The 25035-nt window shown below is 64.4% G+C and carries 21 protein-coding genes and 1 pseudogene; 9 read left to right on the forward strand and 13 right to left on the reverse strand.

Annotation, left to right across the window (positions count from 1 at the left end; genetic code table 11):
• Positions 1-701: 701 nt before the first annotated feature.
• Both CV_RS14875 and CV_RS23635 read right to left on the reverse strand, forming a co-directional pair.
• Positions 702-1646: a chemotaxis protein gene (locus tag CV_RS14875; protein WP_011136579.1), complete on the reverse strand. Its 945-nt coding sequence runs from the start codon at positions 1644-1646 to the stop codon at positions 702-704.
• 295 nt (positions 1647-1941) lie between these two features.
• Complete coding sequence (locus tag CV_RS23635; protein WP_147296159.1) at positions 1942-2826, reverse strand: hypothetical protein; 885 nt, start codon at positions 2824-2826, stop codon at positions 1942-1944.
• Between the two features lie 36 nt (positions 2827-2862).
• Here CV_RS23635 and CV_RS23060 point away from each other — a divergent pair.
• Positions 2863-3796, forward strand: a pseudogene (locus CV_RS23060) (IS5 family transposase).
• A gap of 186 nt (positions 3797-3982) precedes the next feature.
• Positions 3983-4753, forward strand: a complete 771-nt coding sequence (locus CV_RS14885) for an FCD domain-containing protein (RefSeq protein ID WP_011136584.1) — start codon at positions 3983-3985, stop codon at positions 4751-4753.
• Between the two features lie 69 nt (positions 4754-4822).
• On the opposite strand, the gene rfaD is transcribed toward CV_RS14885, so the two are convergent.
• The 10 genes from rfaD to cmk all read right to left on the reverse strand — a co-directional run bounded on the left by rfaD (position 4823) and on the right by cmk (position 14000).
• A complete protein-coding gene (rfaD, locus tag CV_RS14890) occupies positions 4823-5824 on the reverse strand; it encodes an ADP-glyceromanno-heptose 6-epimerase (RefSeq protein WP_011136585.1) in 1002 nt (333 codons plus the stop codon).
• 46 nt (positions 5825-5870) lie between these two features.
• Positions 5871-6461: a DUF924 family protein gene (locus tag CV_RS14895; protein ID WP_011136586.1), complete on the reverse strand. Its 591-nt coding sequence runs from the start codon at positions 6459-6461 to the stop codon at positions 5871-5873.
• Between the two features lie 24 nt (positions 6462-6485).
• On the reverse strand, positions 6486-7448 hold the full coding sequence (rfaE1, locus tag CV_RS14900; protein ID WP_052278848.1) for a D-glycero-beta-D-manno-heptose-7-phosphate kinase: 963 nt from the start codon (positions 7446-7448) through the stop codon (positions 6486-6488).
• An 8-nt stretch (positions 7449-7456) separates the two neighbouring features.
• A complete protein-coding gene (locus tag CV_RS14905; protein ID WP_011136588.1) occupies positions 7457-8776 on the reverse strand; it encodes a UDP-glucose dehydrogenase family protein in 1320 nt (439 codons plus the stop codon).
• Complete coding sequence (pyrF, locus tag CV_RS14910; RefSeq protein WP_011136589.1) at positions 8773-9516, reverse strand: orotidine-5'-phosphate decarboxylase; 744 nt, start codon at positions 9514-9516, stop codon at positions 8773-8775. The genes CV_RS14905 and pyrF overlap by 4 nt, the downstream gene beginning before the upstream one ends.
• A 61-nt stretch (positions 9517-9577) precedes the next feature.
• Positions 9578-10735 carry a lipopolysaccharide assembly protein LapB gene (gene lapB, locus CV_RS14915; RefSeq protein ID WP_011136590.1) on the reverse strand — a complete coding sequence of 386 codons (1158 nt, stop codon included), beginning with the start codon at positions 10733-10735 and terminating at the stop codon, positions 9578-9580.
• Positions 10736-10792: 57 nt separating this feature from the next.
• Positions 10793-11086 (reverse strand): LapA family protein, encoded by a 294-nt coding sequence (locus CV_RS14920; protein ID WP_011136591.1) that lies wholly within the window; start codon positions 11084-11086, stop codon positions 10793-10795.
• 136 nt (positions 11087-11222) lie between these two features.
• Positions 11223-11537: an integration host factor subunit beta gene (locus CV_RS14925; protein ID WP_011136592.1), complete on the reverse strand. Its 315-nt coding sequence runs from the start codon at positions 11535-11537 to the stop codon at positions 11223-11225.
• Positions 11538-11544: 7 nt separating this feature from the next.
• Positions 11545-13236, reverse strand: coding sequence for a 30S ribosomal protein S1 (rpsA, locus tag CV_RS14930; RefSeq protein ID WP_011136593.1), 1692 nt, complete (start codon positions 13234-13236; stop codon positions 11545-11547).
• A 95-nt stretch (positions 13237-13331) separates the two neighbouring features.
• Complete coding sequence (gene cmk, locus CV_RS14935) at positions 13332-14000, reverse strand: (d)CMP kinase (RefSeq protein ID WP_011136594.1); 669 nt, start codon at positions 13998-14000, stop codon at positions 13332-13334.
• Positions 14001-14210: 210 nt separating this feature from the next.
• On the opposite strand from cmk, the gene aroA reads away from it, so the two are divergent.
• The 3 genes from aroA (at position 14211) to CV_RS14950 (ending at position 16623) form a co-directional block, all read left to right on the forward strand.
• On the forward strand, positions 14211-15500 hold the full coding sequence (gene aroA / locus CV_RS14940; RefSeq protein WP_043596417.1) for a 3-phosphoshikimate 1-carboxyvinyltransferase: 1290 nt from the start codon (positions 14211-14213) through the stop codon (positions 15498-15500).
• Positions 15501-15564: 64 nt separating this feature from the next.
• Positions 15565-16014 carry a nucleoside triphosphate pyrophosphohydrolase family protein gene (locus tag CV_RS14945; protein ID WP_011136596.1) on the forward strand — a complete coding sequence of 150 codons (450 nt, stop codon included), beginning with the start codon at positions 15565-15567 and terminating at the stop codon, positions 16012-16014.
• A gap of 63 nt (positions 16015-16077) precedes the next feature.
• Entirely contained in the window at positions 16078-16623 is a 546-nt protein-coding gene (locus CV_RS14950; RefSeq protein ID WP_011136597.1) for a cytochrome b, read from the forward strand.
• Between the two features lies 1 nt (position 16624).
• Here the strand turns inward: CV_RS14950 and CV_RS14955 are convergent, their stop codons facing one another.
• On the reverse strand, positions 16625-17611 hold the full coding sequence (locus CV_RS14955; RefSeq protein ID WP_011136598.1) for a LacI family DNA-binding transcriptional regulator: 987 nt from the start codon (positions 17609-17611) through the stop codon (positions 16625-16627).
• 188 nt (positions 17612-17799) lie between these two features.
• Here CV_RS14955 and ptsP point away from each other — a divergent pair, with 188 nt between their 5' ends.
• From ptsP to CV_RS14975, 4 genes are all read left to right on the forward strand, one after another.
• Positions 17800-20301: a phosphoenolpyruvate--protein phosphotransferase gene (gene ptsP, locus CV_RS14960; protein ID WP_011136599.1), complete on the forward strand. Its 2502-nt coding sequence runs from the start codon at positions 17800-17802 to the stop codon at positions 20299-20301.
• Positions 20298-21254: a 1-phosphofructokinase gene (gene pfkB, locus CV_RS14965; protein WP_011136600.1), complete on the forward strand. Its 957-nt coding sequence runs from the start codon at positions 20298-20300 to the stop codon at positions 21252-21254. Before ptsP ends, pfkB begins: the two co-directional genes overlap by 4 nt.
• Before the next feature lie 30 nt (positions 21255-21284).
• A complete protein-coding gene (locus CV_RS14970; protein WP_011136601.1) occupies positions 21285-22949 on the forward strand; it encodes a PTS fructose transporter subunit IIC in 1665 nt (554 codons plus the stop codon).
• Between the two features lie 200 nt (positions 22950-23149).
• The gene (locus tag CV_RS14975; protein ID WP_011136602.1) at positions 23150-25027 is read left to right on the forward strand and encodes an NAD(P)-binding protein; all 1878 of its coding nucleotides are present in this window, start codon (positions 23150-23152) and stop codon (positions 25025-25027) included.
• Positions 25028-25035: the final 8 nt, after the last annotated feature.

The raw sequence follows: 25035 nt of genomic DNA on the forward strand, positions 1-25035 counted from the left end.
CGTCGCGATATAAATGGCTTCTTTTATTGAATCTCAACATATCGCAAAATATTTAATCAACAAAATATCAAAAAAAATTTCAGAAACCTCTTAACCATCTCACTCGCAACAATTCTAAAACATACAAAATCGCCTCAATTGACAGCCAAGCCAAATTCAATATTTTATGCATCCAACCTATCGCCTTACCTGTTGGATATTTAAAACAACAAATAAAATGCCTAATTTACTGAAAGCCTGAAAAAAAATAGGTAAACACGTCTGTGATGAGCAATGCAGATTGATTCAATGCCTATTCAATCCGCTTAACCTAGGGGAAACAAGGCTGCTTATTCCATATCAGAGATGGGAAATGCTCAGGAAATGACGCGCATAAATAGGGAGGCAATGCGAGAATCCATCTAATCGCATGGAGAAAATGGGAAAGAAAGACCGGCATCGAGCCGCAAGAGGCAAGCACCCAATCTTCCGGCAATGTGACACAAACCCGATTTTGGCTGCAGGCCCTGTTAGGAATCCTGATGCAGGAAGACAGCTGGCTGCATCGCCACCCAGCCAGAGATGGCGATGCTGCGACTTGAAACTTCATGAATGGCAAACCCTGCAGCCATTTCAACTCTCCAGGGCAACGAAAATCACGCCAGTCTGCGCCGGCAAAGATGACGCACCATGGCGCGCCTGCGAGATCCGTCCAATACAACTTACGCCAGCAACAGCATCTCCCTCAGCTTGCTGGCCAGCTTCTGCGGCTCGTCCTTGGACACGTAAGCATCCACGCCCACCGACTCGCCCAGCTTCTTGTTGGCCATGCCGGACAGCGAAGAGTGCATCAGCACCGGGATGCCGGCGAAACGCGCGTCGTCCTTGATCATCTTGGTCAGCATATAGCCGTCCATTTCCGGCATTTCCACATCGGTGAGGATCAGGTGCAGCACATCGCTCAACTTGTGGCCGGCCGCCTCCGCCTGCTGCGCCATCTTCTGCAGCGTTTCCCAGCCGCGCATGCCGTTCATTTCCGACGAATAGCGGATATGCATCGCCTCCAGCGTGCGCTCGATCTGCTTGCGCGCCACCGCGCTGTCGTCGGCGAAAAAGATGTGCCGGTCTTCCTTCACCGGCTCGATGGAGATGTAATTCTGCGTCTCGTCGGACAGGCAGGTTTCGGCCAGCACCTTCTCCACGTCCATCATCATCACCAGCGTGCCGTTCTCCAGCTCAGTGACCGCGGTGACCAGGCCCGCCATCCGGTTGGTGATCATGTCCGGCGGCACCCGCATCGCCGCCCAATCCAAACGCAATATGGTGTCCACCGTCTCCACCAGAAAGCCCTGGGTATGGCCGTTGTATTCGGTGATGATCATGATTTCCGGCCGCTTGGGGGTGACGATGCCGGTGTATTTGCCCAGATCGATCACCGGCACCAGCGCGCCGCGCAGGCTAACCATGCCTTCCACCGAGGCCGGCATCTCCGGCGCGGTGGTGATTTCCGGCGTGCGCATCACCTCGCGCACCTTGAACACATTGATGCCGAACACCTCCTTGCGGCCGGTGCGCTGATCATCGCCCAGCGAAAACAGCAGGATTTCCAGCTTGTTGGTGCCGGCCAGCTTGGTTCGGGCGTCGATTTTTTTCAGCAGGTCCGACATCGCACAACTCCTTGCAAAAGACAGTATGTCTTTATAGCAAATATCTCAAACTAGATGGGCTTGTCGAAATATGACATAAGACTTTTCGTCGAGAGGCAGCCAAACAACACCGTGGCTTCTACAGCCCTGGTTATCTTAACTCACCAGCAACGCCAACAAAGTCCATTGGCATAAAACATTGCCGCCATGTTGCGTCAAATGGCGAGTATCAGCCGCTGAACTGACGATGGTAAACCGCCGAGTATACGAGCAAGACTGAAACCTGCCCGCCCATCCCAGGATAATAATTACCATCCTACTTCAAGTGACAATGAAATCTAACTTCCTTGACAGGACTAAGCTGCGCATCCCTATACAGTTTATCCATAGGCACCTTTGGATCCCGCCACTCCACTTTTACAATAACCATCTTATTTGGACAGTAATCTTTCAATTTCGGCTCTGATTTTCGACAATAAACATTAGGCACATCTACCATTGCCAGAGGAATAAGCGAGATTGGCACCCTTGCATATTCGATCTGGCAAAAAAATCCCTCCCCCTCAAGGGACTTTGCCGCATCACTTGCTGCCATGCCTTCTAAAGAGTGGCTTGCATTGAAAACCCTCTCCTCCTCAAGCATCAAGCTAACTGTCTCGGACACCCCTTTAAATCGATCAGATGTCACTTCCCGCTTAGAAGCACAGCCAACCACGCTTAAACACATAATAAAAATCCCTAGCCTAATCAAGCTCACACCCCCCCACTTAAAAGGATTAAATCTTAAAAAAGACCAAGAATGATTAGATTTATCATAAAGATTTAGCTGAATAGCCTCATGAGCATCTATCGATGACTTACTCTCATTATAAAAATCAGACATTATACTCAATGCAGCATCCATCCCCCTCCGCCCCCATGCATCAGCCTCCTCCGACGACATGCCATGGAAGAAAGTTCTACTTTCCTGCAACATCCCCTTCTCCGTAATTGCCCCCCTGAAGAATGGTGAAGGCAAATCTTCCAATTTGATGTTCGGTATGTTTGGAGACATCGCCTTGACCACCTCTCTAAAATTTAACTCCATCCGTTCACCACCATCGATTGAGCTACCTACTCCACGCGGTCCCAACATATCACGACTACGATAAAATTCATCAACATCATCACGCGTTCTCGCTTCAGCAAGGCGCTGTTGCACAAATCCTTCTCCACCGCAGCTTGGTAGGATAGCGGCATGACCAAGCCCGCTCCAAAACGCTATCGAACGACCAATTGGAACGCCTACAACCAAGCCCTGATACAACGCGGCTCTCTGTCCGTCTGGCTGGACACGAGCATGTCATGGCAGGCCGCTCCTCGGGGCAAACGCGGACGGACGCAGACCTATAGCGATGTGGCTATTCAGTTCTGTTTGACTATCAAGAACCTGTTTGGACTGGCGTTGCGGCAAACTATCGGTTTCATCCAAAGTCTGCTCAAGCTGGCCGGCTTGGGCTGGGGCCTCCCCGACTACAGCACGCTGTCCAGACGGCAGCAGACGCTGCAGGTCAAAATTCCCTATCAGAAAAGTTCAGGCTCGCTGCATCTGCTGGTGGATAGCACCGGCATCAAGATGCTGGGCGAAGGTGAGTGAAAAACCAAGAAGCATGGCGCGGAATATCGCCGGCAATGGCGAAAAGTGCATCTGGGCATCGATGCGGAAACCCTGCAAATTCGTGCCATTGAAGTCACGGACAACCGCCAGGGCGATGCGCAAATGCTGCCTTCGCTATTGACGCACATTCCGGCCGCTGAGGCGATAGGCTGCGTGAGCGGCGATGGGGCTTTCGATACCAAGGCATGCCACGAGGCGATTGCCGCGCGGGGCGCGATCGGGTGCATTCCGCACCCGCAAGAATGCGAAACCATGGAAAGGAAACTCGTTGGGTGTGCTGGCTTGGAATGAGATTCTGCGGGCGACCAAACGACTAGGCCGGGCGAACTGGAAGTGTTGGAGCGGCTACCATCGCCGCAGCCTGGTGGAAACCAAGATGCATTGCTTCAAACGGTTGGGTGAAAGGGTGACGGCCCGTCGCTTCGATAGCCAAGTGGCAGAGCGGCAAGTACGCGCTGCCATCTTGAACCGTTTCAGCATGCTGGGCCGTCCATGCACGGTGGCGGTGGCGTAAATCGGTTTGGGAAAAGGGGAAACTCGCCCTGTTCGGGATTTATGCAACAGCGCCGCGGAAAGTGAAAATATTTTTTCTTTCTTGATTTTCACGACGTTGCTGACGCAGTGAATCAGGAAAATCGGCATTTATCGGCATTGCTATGTGCTATGCTCGTTCATCCGGTCAGACCAATTTTCCCATCACATGGCCTACCCCAAAGTCACCCTGCCCAAGCTGTCCGACATGATCGTGCAGCAACTGGAAAAACGCATACTGGACGGCGTGCTCAAGCCGGGCGATCGCCTGCCGCCGGAACGGCAGCTCGCCGAGGAGTTCGGCGTATCGCGGCCTTCGCTGCGGGAAGCCATCCAGCAACTGACGTCGCGCGGCCTGCTGTCCAGCCGCCAGGGCGGCGGCACCTGGGTGACCGACAGGCTGGAGACGGCGTTTTCCGATCCCTGGGAAAAATTGCTGAACCAGCACGAAGAATTGCATGGCGACCTGCTGGAATTCCGCCGCGTGCTGGAGGGCACAGTGGCGCGCTGCGCCGCCAGCCGGGCGACCCCGGCCGACCTGGAACGGATGCAACGCTGCGTGGACCGGCTGCAGCAAGCCTATCGCGGCGGCGAACTGGCCGAACAGGCGCAGGCCGACGTGGAGTTTCACCAAGCGGTGGCCGAGGCTTCGCACAACGTGCTGTTCGCCCACCTGTCCGGCAGCCTGCTGGCGATGCTGCAGCGGCATGTGAAGGACAATATCGCCAATCTGTTCGCCGTCGGCGAGGTCGCGGAGGCGCTGCGCGAGCAGCACCTGGCCATCTGGCAGGCGATACGCGGCCGCCAGCCGGACGCCGCGCAGCAGGCGGCGGAGCGGCATATCGACTTCGTCGCCGACACGCTGCAAAACCAGATGCTGCTGGCCGAGCGCGACGCGCGCGCGCGCCTGCGGCTGGAACAGGAAAGCGCCGGGCGCTGAAACAAAAAAAACCGCGCCATCTTCGACGATGACGCGGTTTTTGCACCGACGGATGAATCGTTCCGGCGATCAGCCCTGGCGGCCGATCAGCCAGTCGACATAGCGGTCGACGCCCTCGGCAACCGACAGCATGGCCTCGGCGTAGCCGGCTTCGCGCAGCTTGGCGATGTCGGCCTGGGTGAAGCTCTGGTACTTGCCCTTCAGCGCGTCCGGGAAGTCGATGTACTCGACGATGCCCTGCTGGATCATTTCAGCCAGCGTCAGCGCCGGCTTGCCCTCGTGGCGGCGGCAGGCATTCACCGTGGCCTCGGCCACGTCGTTGAACGGCTGCGAACGGCCGCTGCCCAGATTGTAGATGCCGCTCTTGCCGGGATTGTCCAGGAAGAACAGGTTGACCTTGACCACATCCTCCACCGACACGAAATCACGGCTCTGCATGCCGTTTTCCCAGCCATCCCAGCCGCCGAACAGCTTGACCTTGCCGTGTTCGCGGTACTGGTTGAAGTGGTGAAAGGCCACCGAAGCCATGCGGCCCTTGTGCTGCTCGCGCGGGCCGTAGACGTTGAAGTAGCGGAAACCGACAGCCTGGGCGGACAGGCCTTCCTTGATACGCTGGCGCAGCACTTGGTCGAACAGGAACTTGGAGTAGCCGTAGACGTTGAGCGGGCCTTCGTGCTGGCGCTCTTCCTTGAACACCGTGCCCTTGCCGTAGGTGGCGGCGCTGGACGCGTACAGGAATTGGATTTCCTCGTGCTGGCAATAGTCGAACAACGCCAGCGTGTACTGGTAGTTGTTGTCCATCATGTACTTGCCGTCGTGGTTCATCGTGTCCGAGCACGCGCCCTGGTGCAGGATGGCGGACAGCTCGCCCTCGTACTCGCCATCCAGCAGCAGGTGCAGGAATTCGTGCTTGTCGAGGTAGTGCGAGATTTCGCAATCGACCAGGTTATGGAACTTGTCGCCGTTGCTGAGATTGTCGACGGCGATGATGTCGGTGATGCCGCGCTGGTTCAGTCCCTTGACCAGATTGGAGCCGATGAAGCCGGCGGCGCCGGTGACGACGATAGTCATGTATAGATCCTTGTTCTGCTTCGGGCCCTCGGGCCCGGATGGAAATTCAGAAACCCGCGCCGGGTTGGGCCAGATAGGACAGCTCGGCCGGCGTGCTGGTTCGGCCCAGCGCCGCGTTGCGGTGCGGGAAGCGGCCGAACTCGGCGATCACCCGTTCATGCCGCTGCGCGTAATCGTAATAATTGGAGCCCGGCAGCGCCGTGTCCAAAGCCTGGAACAGCCGCAAGGACAGTCGCTGGTCGGCGATGTCCTCGCTGTGTTCGAACGGCAGGTAGACGAACACCCGCGCCACCGGCGGCAGCGCCTGGTCCAATCCTTGGCTGATGACCAGACGCGCGCCTTCCCTCGCCAGAACGTCGCTGGAGAAGGCGCGGGCCTCGCCGCGGAACAGGTTGCGCGGAAACTGGTCGGCCGCGATCAGCCAGGCCAGCGCCGCGCGGGCGTCGCCGGCGTCGATGGCCAGCTCTCCGGCCGCCAACTCCTGCCACAACGGCAGGAAACGGCGGCGGATTTCGGCGTCGAAAGCGTCGTCGCGGCGGAACCAGGCCTCGCGCGGCCGGTTCAAGGCCCCATCGTCGCTGGCGTCGAACCAGAAGGCCAGCACCTCTTCCACTTGTTGCGCGGTCAGCTTCGTCATCGCGTCTCCTACCGGCGCGCCGGCTTACAAGGCAAACAGTTCCTGCTGCGAGCACACGGCGGTGCCCAATTTTCCCACCACCACGCCCGCGGCGGCATTGGCCAAGTTCATCGCCACCGGCAGCGGCTGGCCGGCCGCCAACGCCAGCCCCAGCGTGCCGATCACGGTGTCGCCGGCGCCGGACACGTCATAAACCTCGCGCGCGAAAGTGGGTTGATGCAGCGCGCCGTCGGCGCGGAACAGCGTCATGCCCTCCTCGCTGCGGGTCACCAGCAAGGCATCGAGATTCAACTCCGCGCGCAGCGCCTGGGCCTTGGCGGTCAGACTGGCCTCGTCCTTCCAGCTTCCCGCCACCTGGCGGAACTCGCTGCGGTTGGGGGTGAGCAGCGTGGCGCCGGCATACTTGCTGTAATCGTCGCCCTTCGGATCGATCAGCACCGGCTTGCCGGCGGCGCGGGCCAACTGGATCATCTCGGCCACGTGGGTCAAACCGCCCTTGCCGTAGTCGGACAGGATCACCACGTCGTGAGCGGCGACGATGTCGGTGAACTCCTCCAGCTTGTCCGCCAGGATCTCATGGCTGGGCGCGTCTTCGAAGTCCAGCCGGATCAGCTGCTGCTGGCGCGCCACCACCCGCAACTTCACCGTGGTGGCGATGTTGGCGTCGCGCTTGAACGAAGTGACGATGCCGTCGTCGCCCAGCAGGCGTTCCAGCGCATCCGCCGCCTCGTCGTCCCCCACCACCGACAGGATGGTGGCCTTGCCGCCCAGGCCCGCGATGTTCCGCGCCACGTTGGCGGCGCCGCCGGCGCGCTCCTCGCTGCGGCCTATCTTGGCCACCGGCACCGGCGCTTCCGGAGAGATGCGCGACACATCGCCGAACCAGTAGCGGTCCAGCATCACGTCGCCGACCACCAACACCTTGGCCTTGGCCAGGCTGGCGGCCAGCGCGGCGGGCTCCAGCCCCAGATTCTGCATCAGACCCATGGCTTACCTCAGCGGCCGATGGCGTGGTAATCGAAGCCCTGCTCGCGCAGCCACGCCGGATCGTACATATTGCGGCCGTCGAAAATCAGCGGTTGCTTCAGACTGCGGCGGACCGCCTCGAAATCCGGCGCGCGGAACATCTTCCATTCGGTGACGATCAGCAGCGCGTCCGCGTCCTGCAGCGCCTTCATCATGTCTTCGGCGAACGCGATGCCGTTGACCCCTGTCATCACCCGCTGCGCCTCGTGGGCGGCCACCGGGTCGAAAGCGACGATCTCGGCGCCGCGGCGGGTCAGTTCCTCGACGATCACGCGGCTGGGCGCTTCGCGCATATCATCGGTATTGGGTTTGAACGCCAGGCCCCACAACGCGAAACGGCGGCCGGACAGATCTTCGCCGAAACGGGAAACCACTTTTTCGACCAGGCGCAGCTTCTGGACCTCGTTGGCCTCTTCCACTGCGGTCAGCACGCGCAGCGTGTGGCCGTTTTCCTTGGCGGTCTGCACCAGCGCCTTGACGTCCTTGGGGAAGCAGGAGCCGCCGTAGCCTACGCCCGGATACAGGAAATGGTAGCCGATGCGCGGATCGGAACCCATGCCCTGGCGCACCTGTTCGATGTCCGCGCCCATGGTTTCGGCCAAATTGGCCAGCTCGTTCATGAACGAGATGCGGGTGGCCAGCATCGCGTTGGCCGCGTACTTGGTCAGTTCCGCCGAGCGCACATCCATCAGCAGCACGCGCTCATGGCTGCGCTGGAACGGTTTGTACAGGCGGCGCATGATCTCGGCCGCGCGGTCGTCGTCGGCGCCGATCACCACGCGGTCGGGCCGCATGAAGTCATCGATCGCCGCGCCTTCCTTCAGGAATTCCGGATTGGACACCACGCTGAACGGAATGTCGGCGCCGCGCGCCGCCAGCTCGTCGGCGATGGCGGCGCGCACCTTGTCCGCCGTGCCCACCGGCACAGTGGACTTGTCCACCACCACCCGGTAGTCGGTCATGTGGCGGGCGATGTTGCGCGCCGCCGCCAGCACGTATTGCAAGTCGGCGGAACCGTCCTCGTCCGGCGGCGTGCCGACGGCGATGAACTGGATGTCGCCGAAGGCGACCGACGCGGCGACGTCGGTGGTGAAGTGCAGGCGGCCTGCCGCCACATTGCGCTTCACCATGTCTTCCAGGCCCGGCTCGAAAATGGGAATGCCGCCGCTTTGCAGAATCTCGATCTTGCGCGGATCCACGTCCAGGCAGCAGACGTGGTAGCCGGTCTCGGCCAGGCAGGTGCCGGTCACCAGGCCGACATAGCCCGAGCCAATTACCGTTACTTTCATGATTGTTTACCCAGGAATACGGAAATGTCTTGATTGATGGCGCGCAGCGCGGCCAACGGGTCCGCGGCGCGGGTGATCGGCCGGCCGATCACCAGATAGTCCGAGCCGGCGGCCAAGGCGGCGGTCGGCGTCATCACGCGGCGCTGGTCGTCGCCGGCGCTGTCGGCGAGACGGATGCCCGGCGTCACCAGCTTGAAATCGCGGCCCAGCGCCAGCTTCAGCATCGCGGCCTCCTGCGCCGAGCACACCACGCCGTCCAGGCCGCAATCGCGGGTCAGCGTGGCCAGGCGCAGCACGTGCTCCTGCGGCGTGGCGGCGATGCCGACCTCGGCCAGGTCCGACGCCTCCATGCTGGTCAACACCGTCACCGCGATCAGCAGCGGGCGCTGGCTGTAGCCGGCCAGCGCCTCGCGCGCGGCCTCCATCATCCGGCGGCCGCCGGAGGCGTGGACGTTGACCATCCACACGCCGGACTCGGCCGCGGCCTTGCAGGCCTGGGCCACGGTATTGGGGATGTCGTGGAATTTCATGTCCAGGAAAACCTGGAAGCCGCGCGCGGCCAGCGATTCGACCAAGTGGCGGCCGCTGGAGGTGAACAGCTCCTTGCCGACCTTCAGCCGGCATTCCGCCGGATCCAGGCGGCTGGCGAAGGCGAGCGCGCCGTCCGCGTCGGCGAAATCCAGCGCCACCACCACCGGGGACGTCGTCCGGCTTTCGCCCTGTGCGATCAGAGGATTCATCGATGCTCCATCATTCCATATTGCGCGGCGCGCGCCATCAAGACAGCGCGCGCCGAGTGATTCAGTTTTCCGAACGGTTGGCGGTGAAGCTTTCCCATTCGCCGCAGGCCGGGCAGTGCCAGAAGAAGGCTCGCGAGCGGAAATTGCAGCACTTGCAGCGGTGCACGCTGAGGCGCTGCGAATGCTTGAGGATCAGCGCGCGCGCCACCTCGGCGTCCATCCGCCCTTCCGGGGACAGCTCGTCCATCTGCGCCTCTATCATCCGGTACACGCCGGCCAGGCTGGGACGCGCGTGAACCGCTTCGCGCACGCCTTCCAAAGCCTTGGCCTCGCCGTCGTAGGTGGCGATCTTCTGGTACAGCAGGTCGGTCAGCTCCAGCTGCGGGAAGGTGCGCTGATAGCCGCGCAGCAGCGCGATGCCCTCCAGCGGCCGGCCCAGTTTCTCGTAGGCGTCGAACAGCCGCTCGGCCGCCATCGCCAGGTATTCGTAGTTTTGCTTCTCGATGCTCTGCCAGGCGGCGATGGCCGCCTCCAGATTGCCCTCAGCGAACTCGATATCGCCCAGGATCAGGCTGGCGCGCACGCATTTGCGGTTGGCGGCCAACGCCTCGGCGACGTACTGCCTAGCCTGGCTATGGTCGGATTTGTACAGCTCGCCCTGCGCCAGTTCGCAGTAGAACTGCGCGACCTCGTGCTGGAACGAGTGCGCGTCGCTGCGCAGCTCGCGCGCGGTCTCGATCGCCTTCTTCCAGTCGCGGTCCTGCTGGTAGATGTCCAGCAGCTGGCGGCGCGCCGCCAATGCCATGTTGCCGTTCAACAGCTTGAGCAGGATTTCCTCAGCGCGATCGACCAGCCCGGCCTTGCGGAAGTCCTGCGCCAGTTCGTTGCGCACCAGGTCGCGCTGTTCGCCGGGCAGATCCGACGAGTCCAGCATCTGCTGATGCAGGCGGATCGCGCGGTCGTTCTCGCCGCGCTTGCGGTACAGCTTGCCCAGGATGTGCTGCAACTCAAGCGCCGAGCCCTGCTGGCGCGCCACCTCCGCCAGGGCCTGCGCCGCGACGTCGGTCTTGTCGTCCACCAGCGCGTCCAGCCCGCGGAAATAGGAAATCGGCACCGATTTCGCCTGCTTCAGCACGGTGCGCATGTCCACCCGGGCCGCGAACCAGCCCAGGCCGAAGAAGGCTGGAAACAGCAGCAGCCACCACAAATCGAGTTCCAACAGCAATCCTTTCGGGATGATAGAACAGGGCCAAGGTCATGGCCCCGGAAGACAGGCTCAATCGGCGATCGCGTCGCTGGGATCGCTGACCACCTTGCTGGCGGGCGGGCGGTTGCGCAGCTCTTTTTTCAGCTGGGACAGCTCGCGGCGGGTTTTCAGGTAGAAGCTGAAGGTGGCCAGCAGGCCGACGGCGGCGCCGACGACGAAGAACAGCAGCAGGAACACGATGAACGGCGCCGACCACGATTGGCCGAAGAACAGTTTGAATTCGACCGAGTGGCTGTTCTGCACGGTAACGGCGACCAGCAGCAACAACAGGGCCAGTTCGACGATGCGCAACAAATATCGCATGGGATCGCTCGATGAGTTTGCCGGAGTGCAATTCTAAACGATAGCCCGCCGCAACCCAAGCCGCGCGAGCGGCGAAGGCATGAAAAAAGCGCCGCAAACGCGGCGCTTTCTAGCATATGGACCGATGAAACTGCGATCAGGCCTGGGTCTGTTCCAGAAGGGACAAGTCCACGCGCTCGCGCAGTTCCTTGCCGGCCTTGAAATGAGGCACGTATTTCTCAGGAACCGAGACGCTGGCGCCCGACTTCGGGTTGCGGCCGACCCGCGGCGGACGGTAGTTCAGATCGAAGCTACCGAACCCGCGAATCTCGATGCGGCTTCCCTGCGCCAGGTTGTTGGCCATCGCGTCCAGAATGGTCTTGACGGCCAACTCAGCATCTTTGTAGACCAACTGAGAATTGCGCTCGGCCAGTCGTTCCGACAGCCTCGCGATCAGCTCAGATTTGGTCATGACGCTATTACTCGTTGGAACCGGACAGTTTGGCCTTCAGCAGGGCACCCAGGTTGGTGGTGCCGGCGGAAGCGCTGTCAACGGCCAGGCTCTTCAGAGCGGCGTTGTCTTCTTGAGCGTCCTTAGCCTTGATGGACAGGCTGATGTTGCGGGACTTGCGATCCACGGCAACGATCACGGCCTCGACGGCGTCGCCATCCTTCAGGACGGAACGAGCGTCTTCCACGCGGTCGCGGGACAGTTCGGAAGCGCGCAGGTAGCCTTCAACGTCGGCGTCCAGAGCGATAACCGCGCCCTTGGCGTCAACGGACTTGACGGTACCCTTCACCAGAGCGCCCTTGTCGTTCATGGCAACGAAGTTGTTGAACGGATCGCCTTCCAGCTGCTTGATGCCCAGGGAGATGCGCTCTTTTTCCACGTCGATGGACAGAACAACGGCTTCAACCTCGTCGCCCTTCTTGAACTTGCGCACGGCTTCTTCGCCGGCTTCGTTCCAGGACAGGTCGGACAGGTGAACCAGGCCGTCGATGCCGCCCGGCAGGCCAACGAACACGCCGAAGTCGGTGATGGACTTGATCGCGCCCTTCAGCTTGTCGCCCTTGTGGAAGTTGTCGGCAAACTCGTTCCACGGGTTAGCCAGGCACTGCTTCATGCCCAGGGAGATGCGACGACGGTCTTCGTCGATTTCCAGGATCATGACTTCCACTTCGTCGCCAACCTGAACCACCTTGGACGGGTGTACGTTCTTGTTGGTCCAGTCCATTTCGGACACGTGCACCAGGCCTTCGATGCCTTGCTCGATTTCCACGAACGCGCCGTAGTCGGTCAGGTTGGTCACCTTGCCGAACAGGCGGGTGCCGGACGGGTAGCGGCGGGACAGGCCCACCCACGGATCTTCGCCCAGTTGCTTCAGGCCCAGGGATACGCGGTTCTTCTCTTGGTCGAACTTCAGTACCTTGGCTTCCACTTCGTCGCCCACGGCCAGAACTTCGGACGGGTGCTTCACGCGGCGCCATGCCAGGTCGGTGATGTGCAGCAGGCCATCGATGCCGCCCAGGTCAACGAACGCACCGTAGTCGGTAATGTTCTTGACGATACCCTTGATGACTGCGCCCTCTTTCAGGGTTTCCAGCAGCGCCTTGCGCTCTTCGCCCAGGGTTTCTTCCAGCACGGAGCGGCGGGAAACCACGACGTTGTTGCGCTTGCGATCCAGCTTGATAACCTTGAACTCGATCTGCTTGTTTTCGTACGGGGTGGTGTCTTTCACCGGGCGCACGTCGACCAGGGAACCCGGCAGGAAGGCGCGGATGCCGTTGACCATGACGGTCAGGCCGCCCTTCACCTTGCCGCTGATCATGCCGGACAGGATGGTGCCGGCTTCCAGCGCTTCTTCCAGCTCGACCCAAGCGGCCATGCGCTTGGCTTTTTCGCGGGACAGCTTGGTCTCGCCGAAGCCGTTTTCCAGCGCGTCGATGGCGACGGTCACGAAGTCGCCGATGGCGACTTCGACCACGCCTTGGTCATTCTTGAACTCTTCGGCCGGAATCAGGGATTCGGACTTCAGGCCGGCGTTCACGGTAACAAAGTTGGAATCAACTGCCACGACTTCAGCAGTGATCACTTCGCCCACGCGCATGTCGTGCAGGGTGAGGCTTTCCTCGAACAGTTGAGCGAAGTTTTCCATGGAGAGGGTAGTCATCAAGCGTACTCTCGGTTGCAGGCCTTGCGGCTTGCGGGGTTAGGGTTGAAAACAGGGCCGTTTCCGCATTGCAGCAAAAACGGCCGTACAAAAAATCAATGGCCGGAAGCTTGTTTTTCCTCAAACCACTCGAGGACCTTGTCGACCGCCTGGTCTATGGTCAGCTCCGTGGTATCGAGCAAAAAGGCGTCCGGCTCCTGGCGCAGCGGCGCTACCGGCCGGGCGGCATCGCGCGCGTCCCGATCGATAATGTCCTGCATAATCTGTGCGAGGTTAGCAGATTCCCCCTTGCCGATCAACTGCTTATGACGGCGACTCGCCCTTTCTTCCGCGCTGGCGGTCAAAAAAATCTTCAAAGTCGCGTCCGGAAACACCACCGAACCCATGTCGCGGCCATCGGTCACCAGGCCCGGCGCTTCGCAAAAATCGCGCTGGCGCTGCAATAGCGCGGCGCGCACGGCCGGCAGCGCGCCCACCTTGGACGCGCCGATGCCGATTTCCTCGGCGCGGATATCCTGGCTGGCGTCGTTGCCTTCGAGCCACACCGCGCCGTCGGAGAACTCCACCGGCAAGGCGGCGGCGGCTCTGGCCAGCGCCGGCTCGTCGTCCCAGGCGATGCCGCGGCGGCGCGCGTGCAGCGCCAGCAGCCGGTACAGCGAGCCCGAGTCGAGGTAATGGAAGGCGAGGCGCGCGGCGACCTGGGCCGCCACCGTGCCCTTGCCGGAAGCGGACGGGCCGTCGATGGTAATCACCGGAACTGTCATCGAAATCTGATCCTGTTGCATTCTGCCGAGACCCGGCCGGATCCGCCGCGCGTCGCGGGAAGAACGGGCCGGTCAAACCGGGCATTGTAACCGAAGCGGGCTTCGCCGAGTGGGCGGAATGCGCGCCGCATGATTGCCACCATCGCGCCATGGCGGTTACAGTGTCCGCTGCTTAGCATCCATCATCCGAACACAGAACGCGCCCGCCTCATGGAACAACTGCATCTCAATCCCTGCACCCGCCTCGCCGGCTCCATCAAGCTGCCCGGCTCCAAGAGCATCTCCAACCGCACGCTGCTGCTGGCCGCGTTGTCAGGCGGCAGCACGCTGGTGCGCGACCTGCTGGACTCCGACGACATCCGCCACATGCTGAGCGCGCTGAAGCTGCTGGGCGTGAAGATCGAGCAACAAGGAGACAGCCGGGACTTCCGCGTCCAGGGCTGCGGCGGCGTCTTCCCGGTGAAGAACGCCGAATTGTTTCTCGGCAACGCCGGCACCGCCTTCCGGCCGCTGACCGCGGCGCTGGCGCTGATGGGCGGCAGTTACCAACTATCCGGCGTGCCGCGCATGCACGAGCGCCCGATCGGCGACCTGGTGGACGCGCTGAACGCCGCCGGCGCCCGCATCGAATACCTGGGCCAGCCCGGCTTCCCGCCGCTCGCCGTTTCCCCGGCGGACGTGCGCTGCGCCGCCCCCATCCAGGTGAAAGGCAATGTTTCCAGCCAGTTCCTCACCGCCCTCCTGATGGCGTTGCCGCTGACCGGCGGCCAGGCCGAGATCGAAGTGGTGGGCGAGCTGATCTCCAAACCCTATATCGAAATCACGCTGAACCTGATGGCCCGCTTCGGCGTGCGCGTCGAACGCGACGGCTGGCAGCGCTTCGTCATTCCCGGCGGCCAGCACTACATCTCGCCGGGCGAAGTCTACGTCGAAGGCGACGCCTCCAGCGCGTCCTATTTCCTGGCGGCCGGCGCGCTGGCCGGCGGACCGGTGCGGGTGGAGGGCGTCGGCGAGGCCAGCATCCAGGGCGACGTGCGTTTCGCGGAAGCGCTGGAGCGGATGGGCGCATCGGTGCGCCTCGGCGACAACTGGATCGAGGCCCGCGCCGAAGGCAGGCTCAAGGCGATCGATCTGGACTGCAACCACATCCCGGACGCGGCGATGACGCTGGCGGTGGCCGCGCTGGCCGCCGACGGCACCACCACGCTGCGCAACATCGCCAGCTGGCGGGTGAAGGAAACCGACCGCCTGTCGGCGATGGCGGCCGAGCTGCGCAAGGTGGGCGCGACGGTGGAAGAAGGGCCGGACTACATCCGCGTCACCCCGCCGGCCGCGCTGACGCCGAACGCCGAGATCGACACCTACGACGACCACCGGATGGCGATGTGCTTCTCGCTGGTTTCGCTGCTGGGCGCGCCGGTCGTCATCAACGACCCGGGCTGCGTGGCCAAGACCTTCCCGGGCTACTTCCAGGCGCTGGCCGCGCTGCAGGCGCAATAATCGCAATATATTGATGATTTAATCGATAGACTCCACAATATATGCATCACAAAGGAGTCTAACGATGAGCGATCTGTTCCGGATGCGCCGCGATTTCATGCGGCGCTTCGACCTCCCCTCCCCCTCCCGCCCCGAATTCCAGCCCGAACAGCTGGCGATGTGGCAGACCATGCTGGACGAGGAAGTGGCCGAACTTCAGCAGGCCCTGGCCGAGTACCGCGCGCTGCCGGCGCAATCCCCCGAACAGCAGCGTCACAGCCGGGCCGAGCTGACCGCCGAGGCGGTGGACGTGCTCAACGTGGTGTGCGGCCTCTTGCTGTCGCAGGGTCTGCCGCTGGAAGCGATGTGCGAGGCGATACACGACGCCAATCTGCGCAAATGCGTCGATGGCAAGGTGGTGCGCCGCGCCGACGGCAAGGTGTTGAAGCCGGAAGGCTGGCGGCCGGCGGACAAGGCAGGCGTCATCCGCGACGCCGAGGCGCGCGGCATTTCCCCTCCCATTGAAATGGATTAAGACCTGCTTAAGCTTGAGCGGCTAAGCTTGCAGCATGTTCCAACCAAAACAACAGGAGCCGACATGTTGCGCAACACCTCTCACAGTTACGGCGGAATCGCCCGCGCCCTGCACTGGCTGTGCGCGCTGGCGGTGATCGCCGCGCTGGTCTTCATCGAACTGAAAGGCAATTTCCCCAAGGGCGACCCGCTCCGCAGCGGCCTGGGCTACGCCCATGTCCAGGCCGGGCTGATCGTCCTGCTGCTGGTGCTGCCGCGGCTGGCCTGGCGGCTGGGCAATCCCCCGCCCGCCATCGAGCCCGCGCCCAGCCCGGCCATGAATCTGCTGGCCCACGCCGGCCACTGGGCGCTGTACGCGCTGATGCTGGCCCTGCCGATCCTGGGCATCGCCTTCATCCAGGCCAATGGCCGCGAAGTCGCCCTGTTCGGCCTGGCGCTCCCCGCCTTCATGCCCAACGATCCGCCGCTGGGCAAGGAGCTGAAGGAGATCCACGAATTGCTGGGCAATGTGCTGCTGTGGCTGAGCATACTGCACGCCGCCGCCGCGGTATGGCATCACCGTTTCCTCAAGGATGACACGCTGACCCGGCTGACCGGCCCGATGCGCTGATTCAGTTCCTGGTCCGGCTGGAGCCGCGCGCCACCAGCCGGCCGGCCAACACCACCTTGCGCAGCGGCCGCTCCGGCTGCTGCAGCCGCTCCAGCAGCATTTCCATCGCCGCGCGGCCGATCTCGTCGACCGGCTGCTCGATCACCGTCATGCCCGGATCCGCCAGTTCGGTCCAGCTATCGTTGTCGAAGCCCGCCAGCGCCAGTTCGCCCGGCACGGCGATGCCGGCCGCCCGCACCGCCTTCACCGCGCCCAGCAGCAATAGGCCGTTGCTGGCGATCAGCGCCTCAGGCGCGCCCGCCTCCCGCAACCAGCCCGCCACCGCCGCCTGCGCCGCCTCGGCGCTGGGCGCGACGAAGCGCGCCGCAGCCGCCAGGCCCGCCCTTTCCATCGCCTCCTGGAAGCCCGCGTGCCGCTCGGCCCCGGTGCTGCTGGTATTGCCGAACAGGCCGCCGATGCGCCGGTAGCCGCGCCCGATCAGGTGATCGACCAGTTCGGCCGCCGCTGTGCGGTTGTCCAGCAGCACCGCGTCGCAGCGGGCGGAAGGTCCGGCGCGGTCTATCATCACCACAGGGAAGCCCAGACCGGCGACGTCCAGCGAATCGGCGGTGGCGCGCGTGGCGGCGAAGATCACCCCGCTCACCCGCTCCTCCTGCATCAGCCGAAGGTACATCGCCTCCTTGTCCGGGTTCTCGTCGGTATTGCACAGGATCACGCGCATGCCCGACCGGTAGGCGACGTCCTCCACCGCCCGGCTCACCGAAGTGAAAAACGGATTGCGGATGTCTGACACGATCAGGCCTATGGTATGCGTGTGCTGAGAGCGCAGCCGCCGCGCCGACAGGTTGGGCCGGTAGCCGCTCTGGGCGACGGCGGCTTCCACCTTGGCGCGCAGCGCGGCGCTGACCGGGCCGTTGCCCAGCACGCGCGACACGGTGGCCACCGATACGCCGGCCAACAACGCGACATCCTTGATGCTGGTAGTCATGACTGAGAAATCGTTTTCAATTGAAGAAAGCGATGCTGCACCAGCGCGCGCCGCGCTGGCAAGCGCAAAATCGCCACAGTTTTCCGAATTGCGCGACAAGTTTGATTTTAACCAGTTCTGTCCGATTGACAGCAAAAATGTAATCGTTTTCAATGCCAGCCATATCGAGTCCAAGAACGAGGTACGCCGTGTCCGACGCCCTGCTCACTCCGCAACTGATACGCCTGGGCTGCCAGCCCGCCGGCAAAGAGGCCGCCATCCGCGAGGCCGGCCGCATGCTGGCCGACGCCGGCTGCATCGCGCCCGATTACATAGACAGCCTGCTGCGCCGGGAGGCGGTAGCCAACACCTACCTGGGCAACGGCATCGCCATTCCCCACGGCATGGTGGAAGACCGCGCGATGGTGCTGCGCACCGGCGTCGCCATCCTGCAGATTCCAGCCGGACTGGAATGGAACCCCGGCCAGCGCACCCACCTGCTGTGCGCGATCGCCGCGCGTTCCGACGACCACCTGGTGCTGCTGCGCCAGCTGACGCGGCTGCTGCAAGACGAGGCCAGGCTGCTGCCGCTGTTTTCCACCCGGGACAGCGCCGACCTGATCGCCGCGCTGGAACAACCGGCGGAAACCCCGCAAGCGGACGTCGAGGCGCAAGACCTGGACGTGCGGGACGAATGGCGGCTCGACTACCCCAACGGCTTGCACGCCCGCCCCGCCGCGCTGTGGGTGGAGGCAGCGCGGCGCAGTCCGGCCCAATTGCAGGTGCGCCACGGCGGCCGCGCCGCCGACGCCAAGAACCTGATCTCGCTGCTGCAGCTGGGCCTGCGCCAGGGCGACCTGGTCGCCGTATCCGCCCGCGGCCCGCAGGCCGAGGAAGGCGTGCGCCAGTTGCTGAAGGCGATGCGCGAAGCCAGCCTGGCGGAGCAGACCGCGGCGGCCATCGCCGCTCAGCGCGCCGCCGGCGCGCGCAAAACCGCCGGCTGGCAGCCGGCCGGATCTTTGATTTCCCTGCCCGGCATCGCCGCCAGTCCGGGCCTCGCCATCGGCACCGTGCGCGTCCTGGCCGGAGAGCGGCTGCAAGTGCCCGACCGGCCCGTCAGCCTGGCCGATGGCGGCGACCGCCTGCACGAAGCGCTGGCCGCCACCCGCCAACAGCTGGCCGAACTGGCCGATTCCACCCAGGCGACCCTGGGCGCCGGCGAAGCCGGCATCTTCCGTGCCCAGGCGGAACTGCTGAACGACACCGACCTGATCACGCTAAGCTGCCAGCTGATGGTGGCCGGCCACGGCGTGGAGTGGTCATGGCATCAGGCGGTGGAGCGCCTGGCGGAAAAAATCTCCGCCTTGGGCAACCCGCTGCTGGCGGCGCGCGCCGCCGACCTGCGCGACGTCGGCCGTCGGGTGCTGTTCCACCTGGACCCGGCGCTGCAGGGCAGCGCGCCGGCCGAATTCGGCCCCGACACCCTGCTGCTGGCCGCCGATCTCTCGCCGTCCGACACCGCCAGCCTGGACCTTTCCCGCGTCAAGGGGTTGGCCACCGCTCAAGGCGGCCCCACCGCCCACACCGCCATCCTGGCCCGGACGCTGGGCCTGCCGGCGCTGGTGGCCGCCGGCGCGGCGTTGCTGGACGTGGCCGACGGCAGCCCCGCCATCCTGGACGGCGACGCCGGCCGGCTGTACCTGAATCCGGGCGACGCCGACCTCGCCTCCGCCCGCGCCTGGCAGCAGCGCCAGCTGGAAGACCAGCAAAAACAACAGGCGGAACGGCAGCAGCCCGGACAGACCGCCGACGGCAAACGCATCGAAATCGCCGCCAACATCAACCGCCCCGACCAGGCCGCCGCCGCGCTGGACGCCGGCGCCGAGGGCGTGGGCCTGATGCGCACCGAGTTCCTGTTCCTGGAACGCGAGGCCGCGCCGGACGAAGAAGAGCAGCTGCGCACCTATCTGGCCATGCAGCAGGCGCTGCAAGGCCGGCCGCTGATCGTCCGCGCGCTGGACATCGGCGGCGACAAGCAGGTGCCCTATCTGAACCTGCCGCATGAGGACAATCCCTTCCTCGGCATGCGCGGCGCGCGGCTGCTGCTGTCCCGCCGCGAGCTGCTGGAGCCGCAGCTGCGCGCGCTGTACCGCGCCGCCAAGGCCGGCAAGCCGCTATCCATCATGTTCCCGATGATCAGCTCGCTGAAGGAGATCACCCGCCTCAAGGGCCTGTGCGAGGGCGTGCGCAAGGAACTGGACGCGCCGCAGGTGCCGATCGGCATCATGGTGGAGGTGCCGGCCGCCGCGCTGCTGGCCGACCAGTTCGCCCCCTATGTCGACTTCTTCTCCATCGGCACCAACGACCTGACCCAGTACGCGCTGGCGATGGACCGCCAGCACCCCGAGCTGGCCGCCGAGGCCGACAGCCTCCACCCCGCCGTGCTGCGGCTGATCCGCCAGACCGTGCAAGGCGCGGCGGCGCACCGCCGTTGGGTGGGCGTGTGCGGCGGCATCGCCGGCGATCCGCAGGGCGCGGCGGTGCTGGCCGGCCTGGGCGTGGACGAGCTGTCGATGAGCCCGCACGACATCGCCGCGGTGAAGGCGATGCTGCGCCGCCACAGCCACGCCAGGCTGCGCGAGCTGGCGGAGCAGGCGCTCGCCTGCGACAGCGCCGAGGAAGTGCGGCAATTGCTGGAGGCGCTGGCATGAGCGGCGCGATACACACCGTCACCCCCAATCCGGCGCTCGACCAGACCGTGACCCTGGACGCCTTGCGGACCGGCGCCGTCAACCTGGCGCGCGCCGCCCACGTCAACGCTGGCGGCAAGGGCGTCAACGTCGCCTCCTGCCTGGCCGACTGGGGCCTGCCGGTCCACGCCCACGGCCTGCTGGGCCGCGACAACAGCGGCCCCTTCGAGCAGCTGTTCGCCGCCAAGCGCATAGACGACCGCATGCTGCGGGTGGCCGGCGCCTGCCGCGTCAACATCAAGCTGGCCGATCTCGAAACCGGCGACACCACCGACATCAACCTGCCCGGCCCGGAAACCGGCGAGGCCGAGCTGCAGGCGCTGGCCTCCGGCCTCGCCCATCTCGGCGCCGGCGACCTGGCGGTGCTGGCCGGCAGCCTGCCGCCCGGCCTGCCGCGCGACGCGCTGGCCCGGCTGTGCGCGCAGCTGAAGCGGCAAGGCGCCTGGGTGCTGGTGGACAGCAGCGGCTCGCCGCTGGCGGCCGCGCTGGCCAATCCGCCGGAGGCGCTGCCCGACTGCGTGAAACCCAATCGCGATGAGCTGGCGCAATGGGCAGGCCGCCCGCTGCCCGGCCTGGACGACGTGGTCCGCTGCGCGCGCGGCTTGCAGCGGATGGGCGTCGGCCGGGTGGTGGTGTCGCTGGGCGAACTGGGCGCGCTGCTGGTGGACGCCGACGCGGCGCTGCTGGCCAGCCTGCCGCCGCAGCGGCCGCTGAGCACCGTCGGCGCCGGCGACGCGCTGGTGGCCGGCCTGGCCGCCGCCAGAAGCCAGGGGCTGAACGCCGCGGACAGCCTGACGCTGGCGGTGGCCTTCGCCGCCGCCAAGCTGCAACGCGTCGGCCCGCACCTGCCGCCGGAACAACAGATACGAGAGCAGGCCGCCGCCGTCAGCCTGCAAACCCTGGCCGCGGCCTGAGCCGCGTCCGCCCAGAAACAGGGGAAACACATGAGCATCGTCGCCATCATCCGCGCCCCGGAGCGCAGCACCCAGGCCAGGCTGGCCGCCGAAGCGCTGCGCCAGGCCGCCCAGCGGCAGGGCAAACGGATAGACATCGAGATAGACGGCCAGCCCGCGCTGGGCGCTGACATCCTGCAGGCCGCCAGCCAGATCCTGCTGGTGGACTGTCCCGACGACGCCCGCGCCGGGCAAAAACCCGCGCGCCGCGCCACGCTGGACGCGGTATTGGCCGATCCGGCCGCGCAGCTGGACGGCGCCGCGGCTGCCGAGCGCGCGCTCAGCATCGTCGCCATCACCGGCTGCCCCACCGGCATCGCCCACACCTTCATGGCGGCCGAGGGGCTGGTCCAGGGCGCCAAGGCGCTGGGCCACGCGATGCGGGTGGAAACCCAGGGCTCGGTCGGCGCGCAGAACGCGTTGACCGACGCCGAGATCGCCGCCGCCGACTTGGTGGTGATCGCCGCCGACACCCAGGTGCAGCTGGACCGCTTCGCCGGCAAACGGCTGTTCAAGAGCGGCACCAAGGCCGCCATCGGCGACGGCAAGGCGCTGATCCGCCGCGCGATAGCGGAGGCGCAGCCCTGGAGCGGCGCGGCCGCGCCCGCCGCCCAGGCCGCCGGCAAGGAGAAAACCAAGGACGGCCCCTATCGCCACCTGATGACCGGCGTGTCCTTCATGCTGCCCTTCGTCACCGCCGGCGGCATCCTGATCGCGCTCGCCTTCGCGCTGGGCGGCATCTACGCCTTCGACGACGCGCACAAGGGCACGCTGGCCTGGTCGCTGTTCCAGATCGGCGCCAAATCGGCATTCGCGCTGATGGTGCCGATACTGGCCGGCTACATCGCCTACTCCGTCGCCGACCGCCCCGGCATCGCCCCCGGCATGGTGGGCGGCATGCTGGCCGCCAGCCTGGGATCGGGCTTCCTCGGCGGCATCGTCGCCGGCTTCATCGCAGGCTACGGCACGCGGGAGCTGAACCGCCGCATCCAGCTGGGCCAGCATCTGGACGGCCTGAAGCCGGTGCTGATCCTGCCGGTGCTGGGCTCGCTGCTGACCGGCCTCTTGATGATCTACGTGGTGGGCCAGCCGGTGGCCGCCGTGCTGGCGGCGCTGACCGACGCGCTGAAGGGCATGCAGGGCAGCAGCGCGCTGGCATTGGGCGCGCTGCTGGGCGCGATGATGGCCTTCGACATGGGCGGCCCGGTCAACAAGGCGGCCTACGCCTTCGCCACCGGCCTGATCGCCAGCCAGGTCTACACGCCGATGGCGGCGGTGATGGCCGCCGGCATGACGCCGCCGCTGGGCATCGCGCTGGCCACCCGCCTGTTCCGAGACCGCTTCACCGTCGACGAGCATGAGGCCGGCAAGGCTGCCGCCGTGCTGGGCCTGGCCTTCATCAGCGAAGGCGCCATCCCCTTCGCCGCGCGCGATCCTTTCCGCGTGATTCCGGCGCTGATGGCCGGCTCGGCGCTGGCCGGCGCCGTCTCGATGACCATGGGCGTGGAACTGAAAGTGCCGCACGGCGGCGTGTTCGTGCTGCCCATCCCCAACGCGGTCGAACACCTCGCCAGCTACCTGGCGGCGCTCGCCGCCGGCACCGCCGTCACCGCGCTGGCGCTGGGCCTGCTGAAGAAGAGAATCCCCCAGGCCTGATCTCGCCCGCTTGCGCGCGGCATCCTCCCAGGCCCGGCTCAGCCGGGCCTGTCCCTTTCTTTCCCGCGGCCTCGCCAGCTTATTGCGGTCCAGCCATCCCTCCCGCATAAAAATTAACAATTTTTACAATTTGTTATAATGGAACGCCAGACAGCACGCAGAGGCTGCTGGTTTATTCCAATGACAACACAGGAAAAGCCATGTCCATTACCCGACGAGACTTTCTCAACGGTTTTGCGCTGACGGTGGCTGCCGGGCTCACTCCGCTGGAAATTCTCCGTGCCGCACCCCGACAGATCAGCGCCAGCTACTACCCGCCTTCGCTCACAGGCCTGCGCGGCAACCATGACGGCTCGTTCGAGAACGCGCACAAGCTGGGCCGCGCCCACCATGCCGTCAACCTGGGCGGCGCCAAAGTCGAAGAACATTACGACCTGGTGGTGGTCGGCGGCGGCATCAGCGGCCTTGCGGCCGCCCACTACTACCGCAAGAAGCACCCGCAGGCCAAGGTGCTGATCCTGGACAACCACGACGACTTCGGCGGCCACGCCAAGCGCAACGAGTTCAAGGTCGGCAACCGCCTGATGCTGGGCTACGGCGGCACCGAATCGCTGCAATCGCCCAAGCACGTGTTCAGCAAGGAAGCGCTGGCGCTGATGAAGGAACTGACCATCGACATCGATGGACTGGCCAGCCACTTCCACCGCAATTTCTACCCCGACCTCAAGCTGTCGCGCGGCGTGTTCTTCAACAAAGAAGACTTCGGCGTGGACAAGACCGTCGGCGGCGACCCCTATCTGCAGGTGGCGGACGACATCGACCCCAAGCGCCTGAACGCGCGCCCGATCCGCGACTTCATCAACGACTTCCCGATGTCCAAGAAAGACCGCGACGCGCTGATCGCCCTGCACACCAGCACCCGCGACTACCTGGGCGACATGCCCAAGAACAAGCGCGAGGCTTACCTCGCCAAGATCAGCTACAGCACCTATTTGTCCCGCCACGTCGGCCTGAGCGCCACCGCGATCCGCTTCTTCCAGTCGCGCAGCAACGACTTCCAGGCCGTGGGCATCGACGGCCTGCCGGCGCTGGACGCGCGCAACCTGGACCTGCCGGGCTTCCACGGCGTGGCCGGCCTGGGCAAGATCAGCGCCGAGGCGGAAGCCGAGCTGCGCGACCCCTACATCTACCACTTCCCGGACGGCAACGCCTCCATCGCCCGCCTCCTGGTGCGCAAGATGATCCCGCAGGCGGCGCCGGGAAAGGACATGAACGACATCGTGCTGGCCCGCTTCGACTACAGCAAGCTGGACCTGCCCGAAAACCCGGTGCGGCTGCGGCTGAACAGCACCGTGGTGCGCGTGGAGAACGCCAAGGGCCCGGTGGACGTCGGCTACCTGGACAAGGGCGGCAGGCTGCGCCGCGTGCAGGGCCGCCACGTAGTGATGGCCTGTTACAACATGATGATCCCGCACATCATGCCGGAGCTGGAAAACGATCAGAAGCAGGCGCTGGCGATGAACGTCAAGGCGCCGCTGGTCTACACCAAGGTGGTGCTGAAGCACTGGGACAGCTTCATGAAGCTGGGCGTGCACGAGCTGTACTGCCCGTCCATGCCGTACAGCCGCATCAAGATGGATTATCCGGTGGACCTGGGCGGCTACCAGCACCCGCGCAAGCCGTCCGAGCCGATGTGCCTGCACATGGTCTACGTGCCCACCATCGCCGGCTCCAACCTCGACCCGCGCACGCAGTGGAAGATGGGCCGCGCCAAACTGCTGGCCATGCCGTTCTCCGAACACGAGAACATGATCCGCAGCCAGCTGCAGCGCATCCTGGGCCCCGTAGGCTTCGACCACAACCGCGACATCGCGGCCATCACCGTCAACCGCTGGTCGCACGGCTATTCCTACTTCCTCAACTCGATGTACGACGACGAAGAAGAGTCCAAGCGCATCATCGCCGCCGCCCGCCGTCCGGCCGGCAAGGTGGCGATCGCCAACTCCGACTCCGACTGGAACCCGTACACCCACGCCGCCATCGACCAGGCATGGCGCGCCGTCAACGAGCTGAGCTGACAGGAACA

The organism is Chromobacterium violaceum ATCC 12472, from assembly GCF_000007705.1.
GTDB classification, from domain to species: Bacteria; Pseudomonadota; Gammaproteobacteria; order Burkholderiales; family Chromobacteriaceae; genus Chromobacterium; species Chromobacterium violaceum.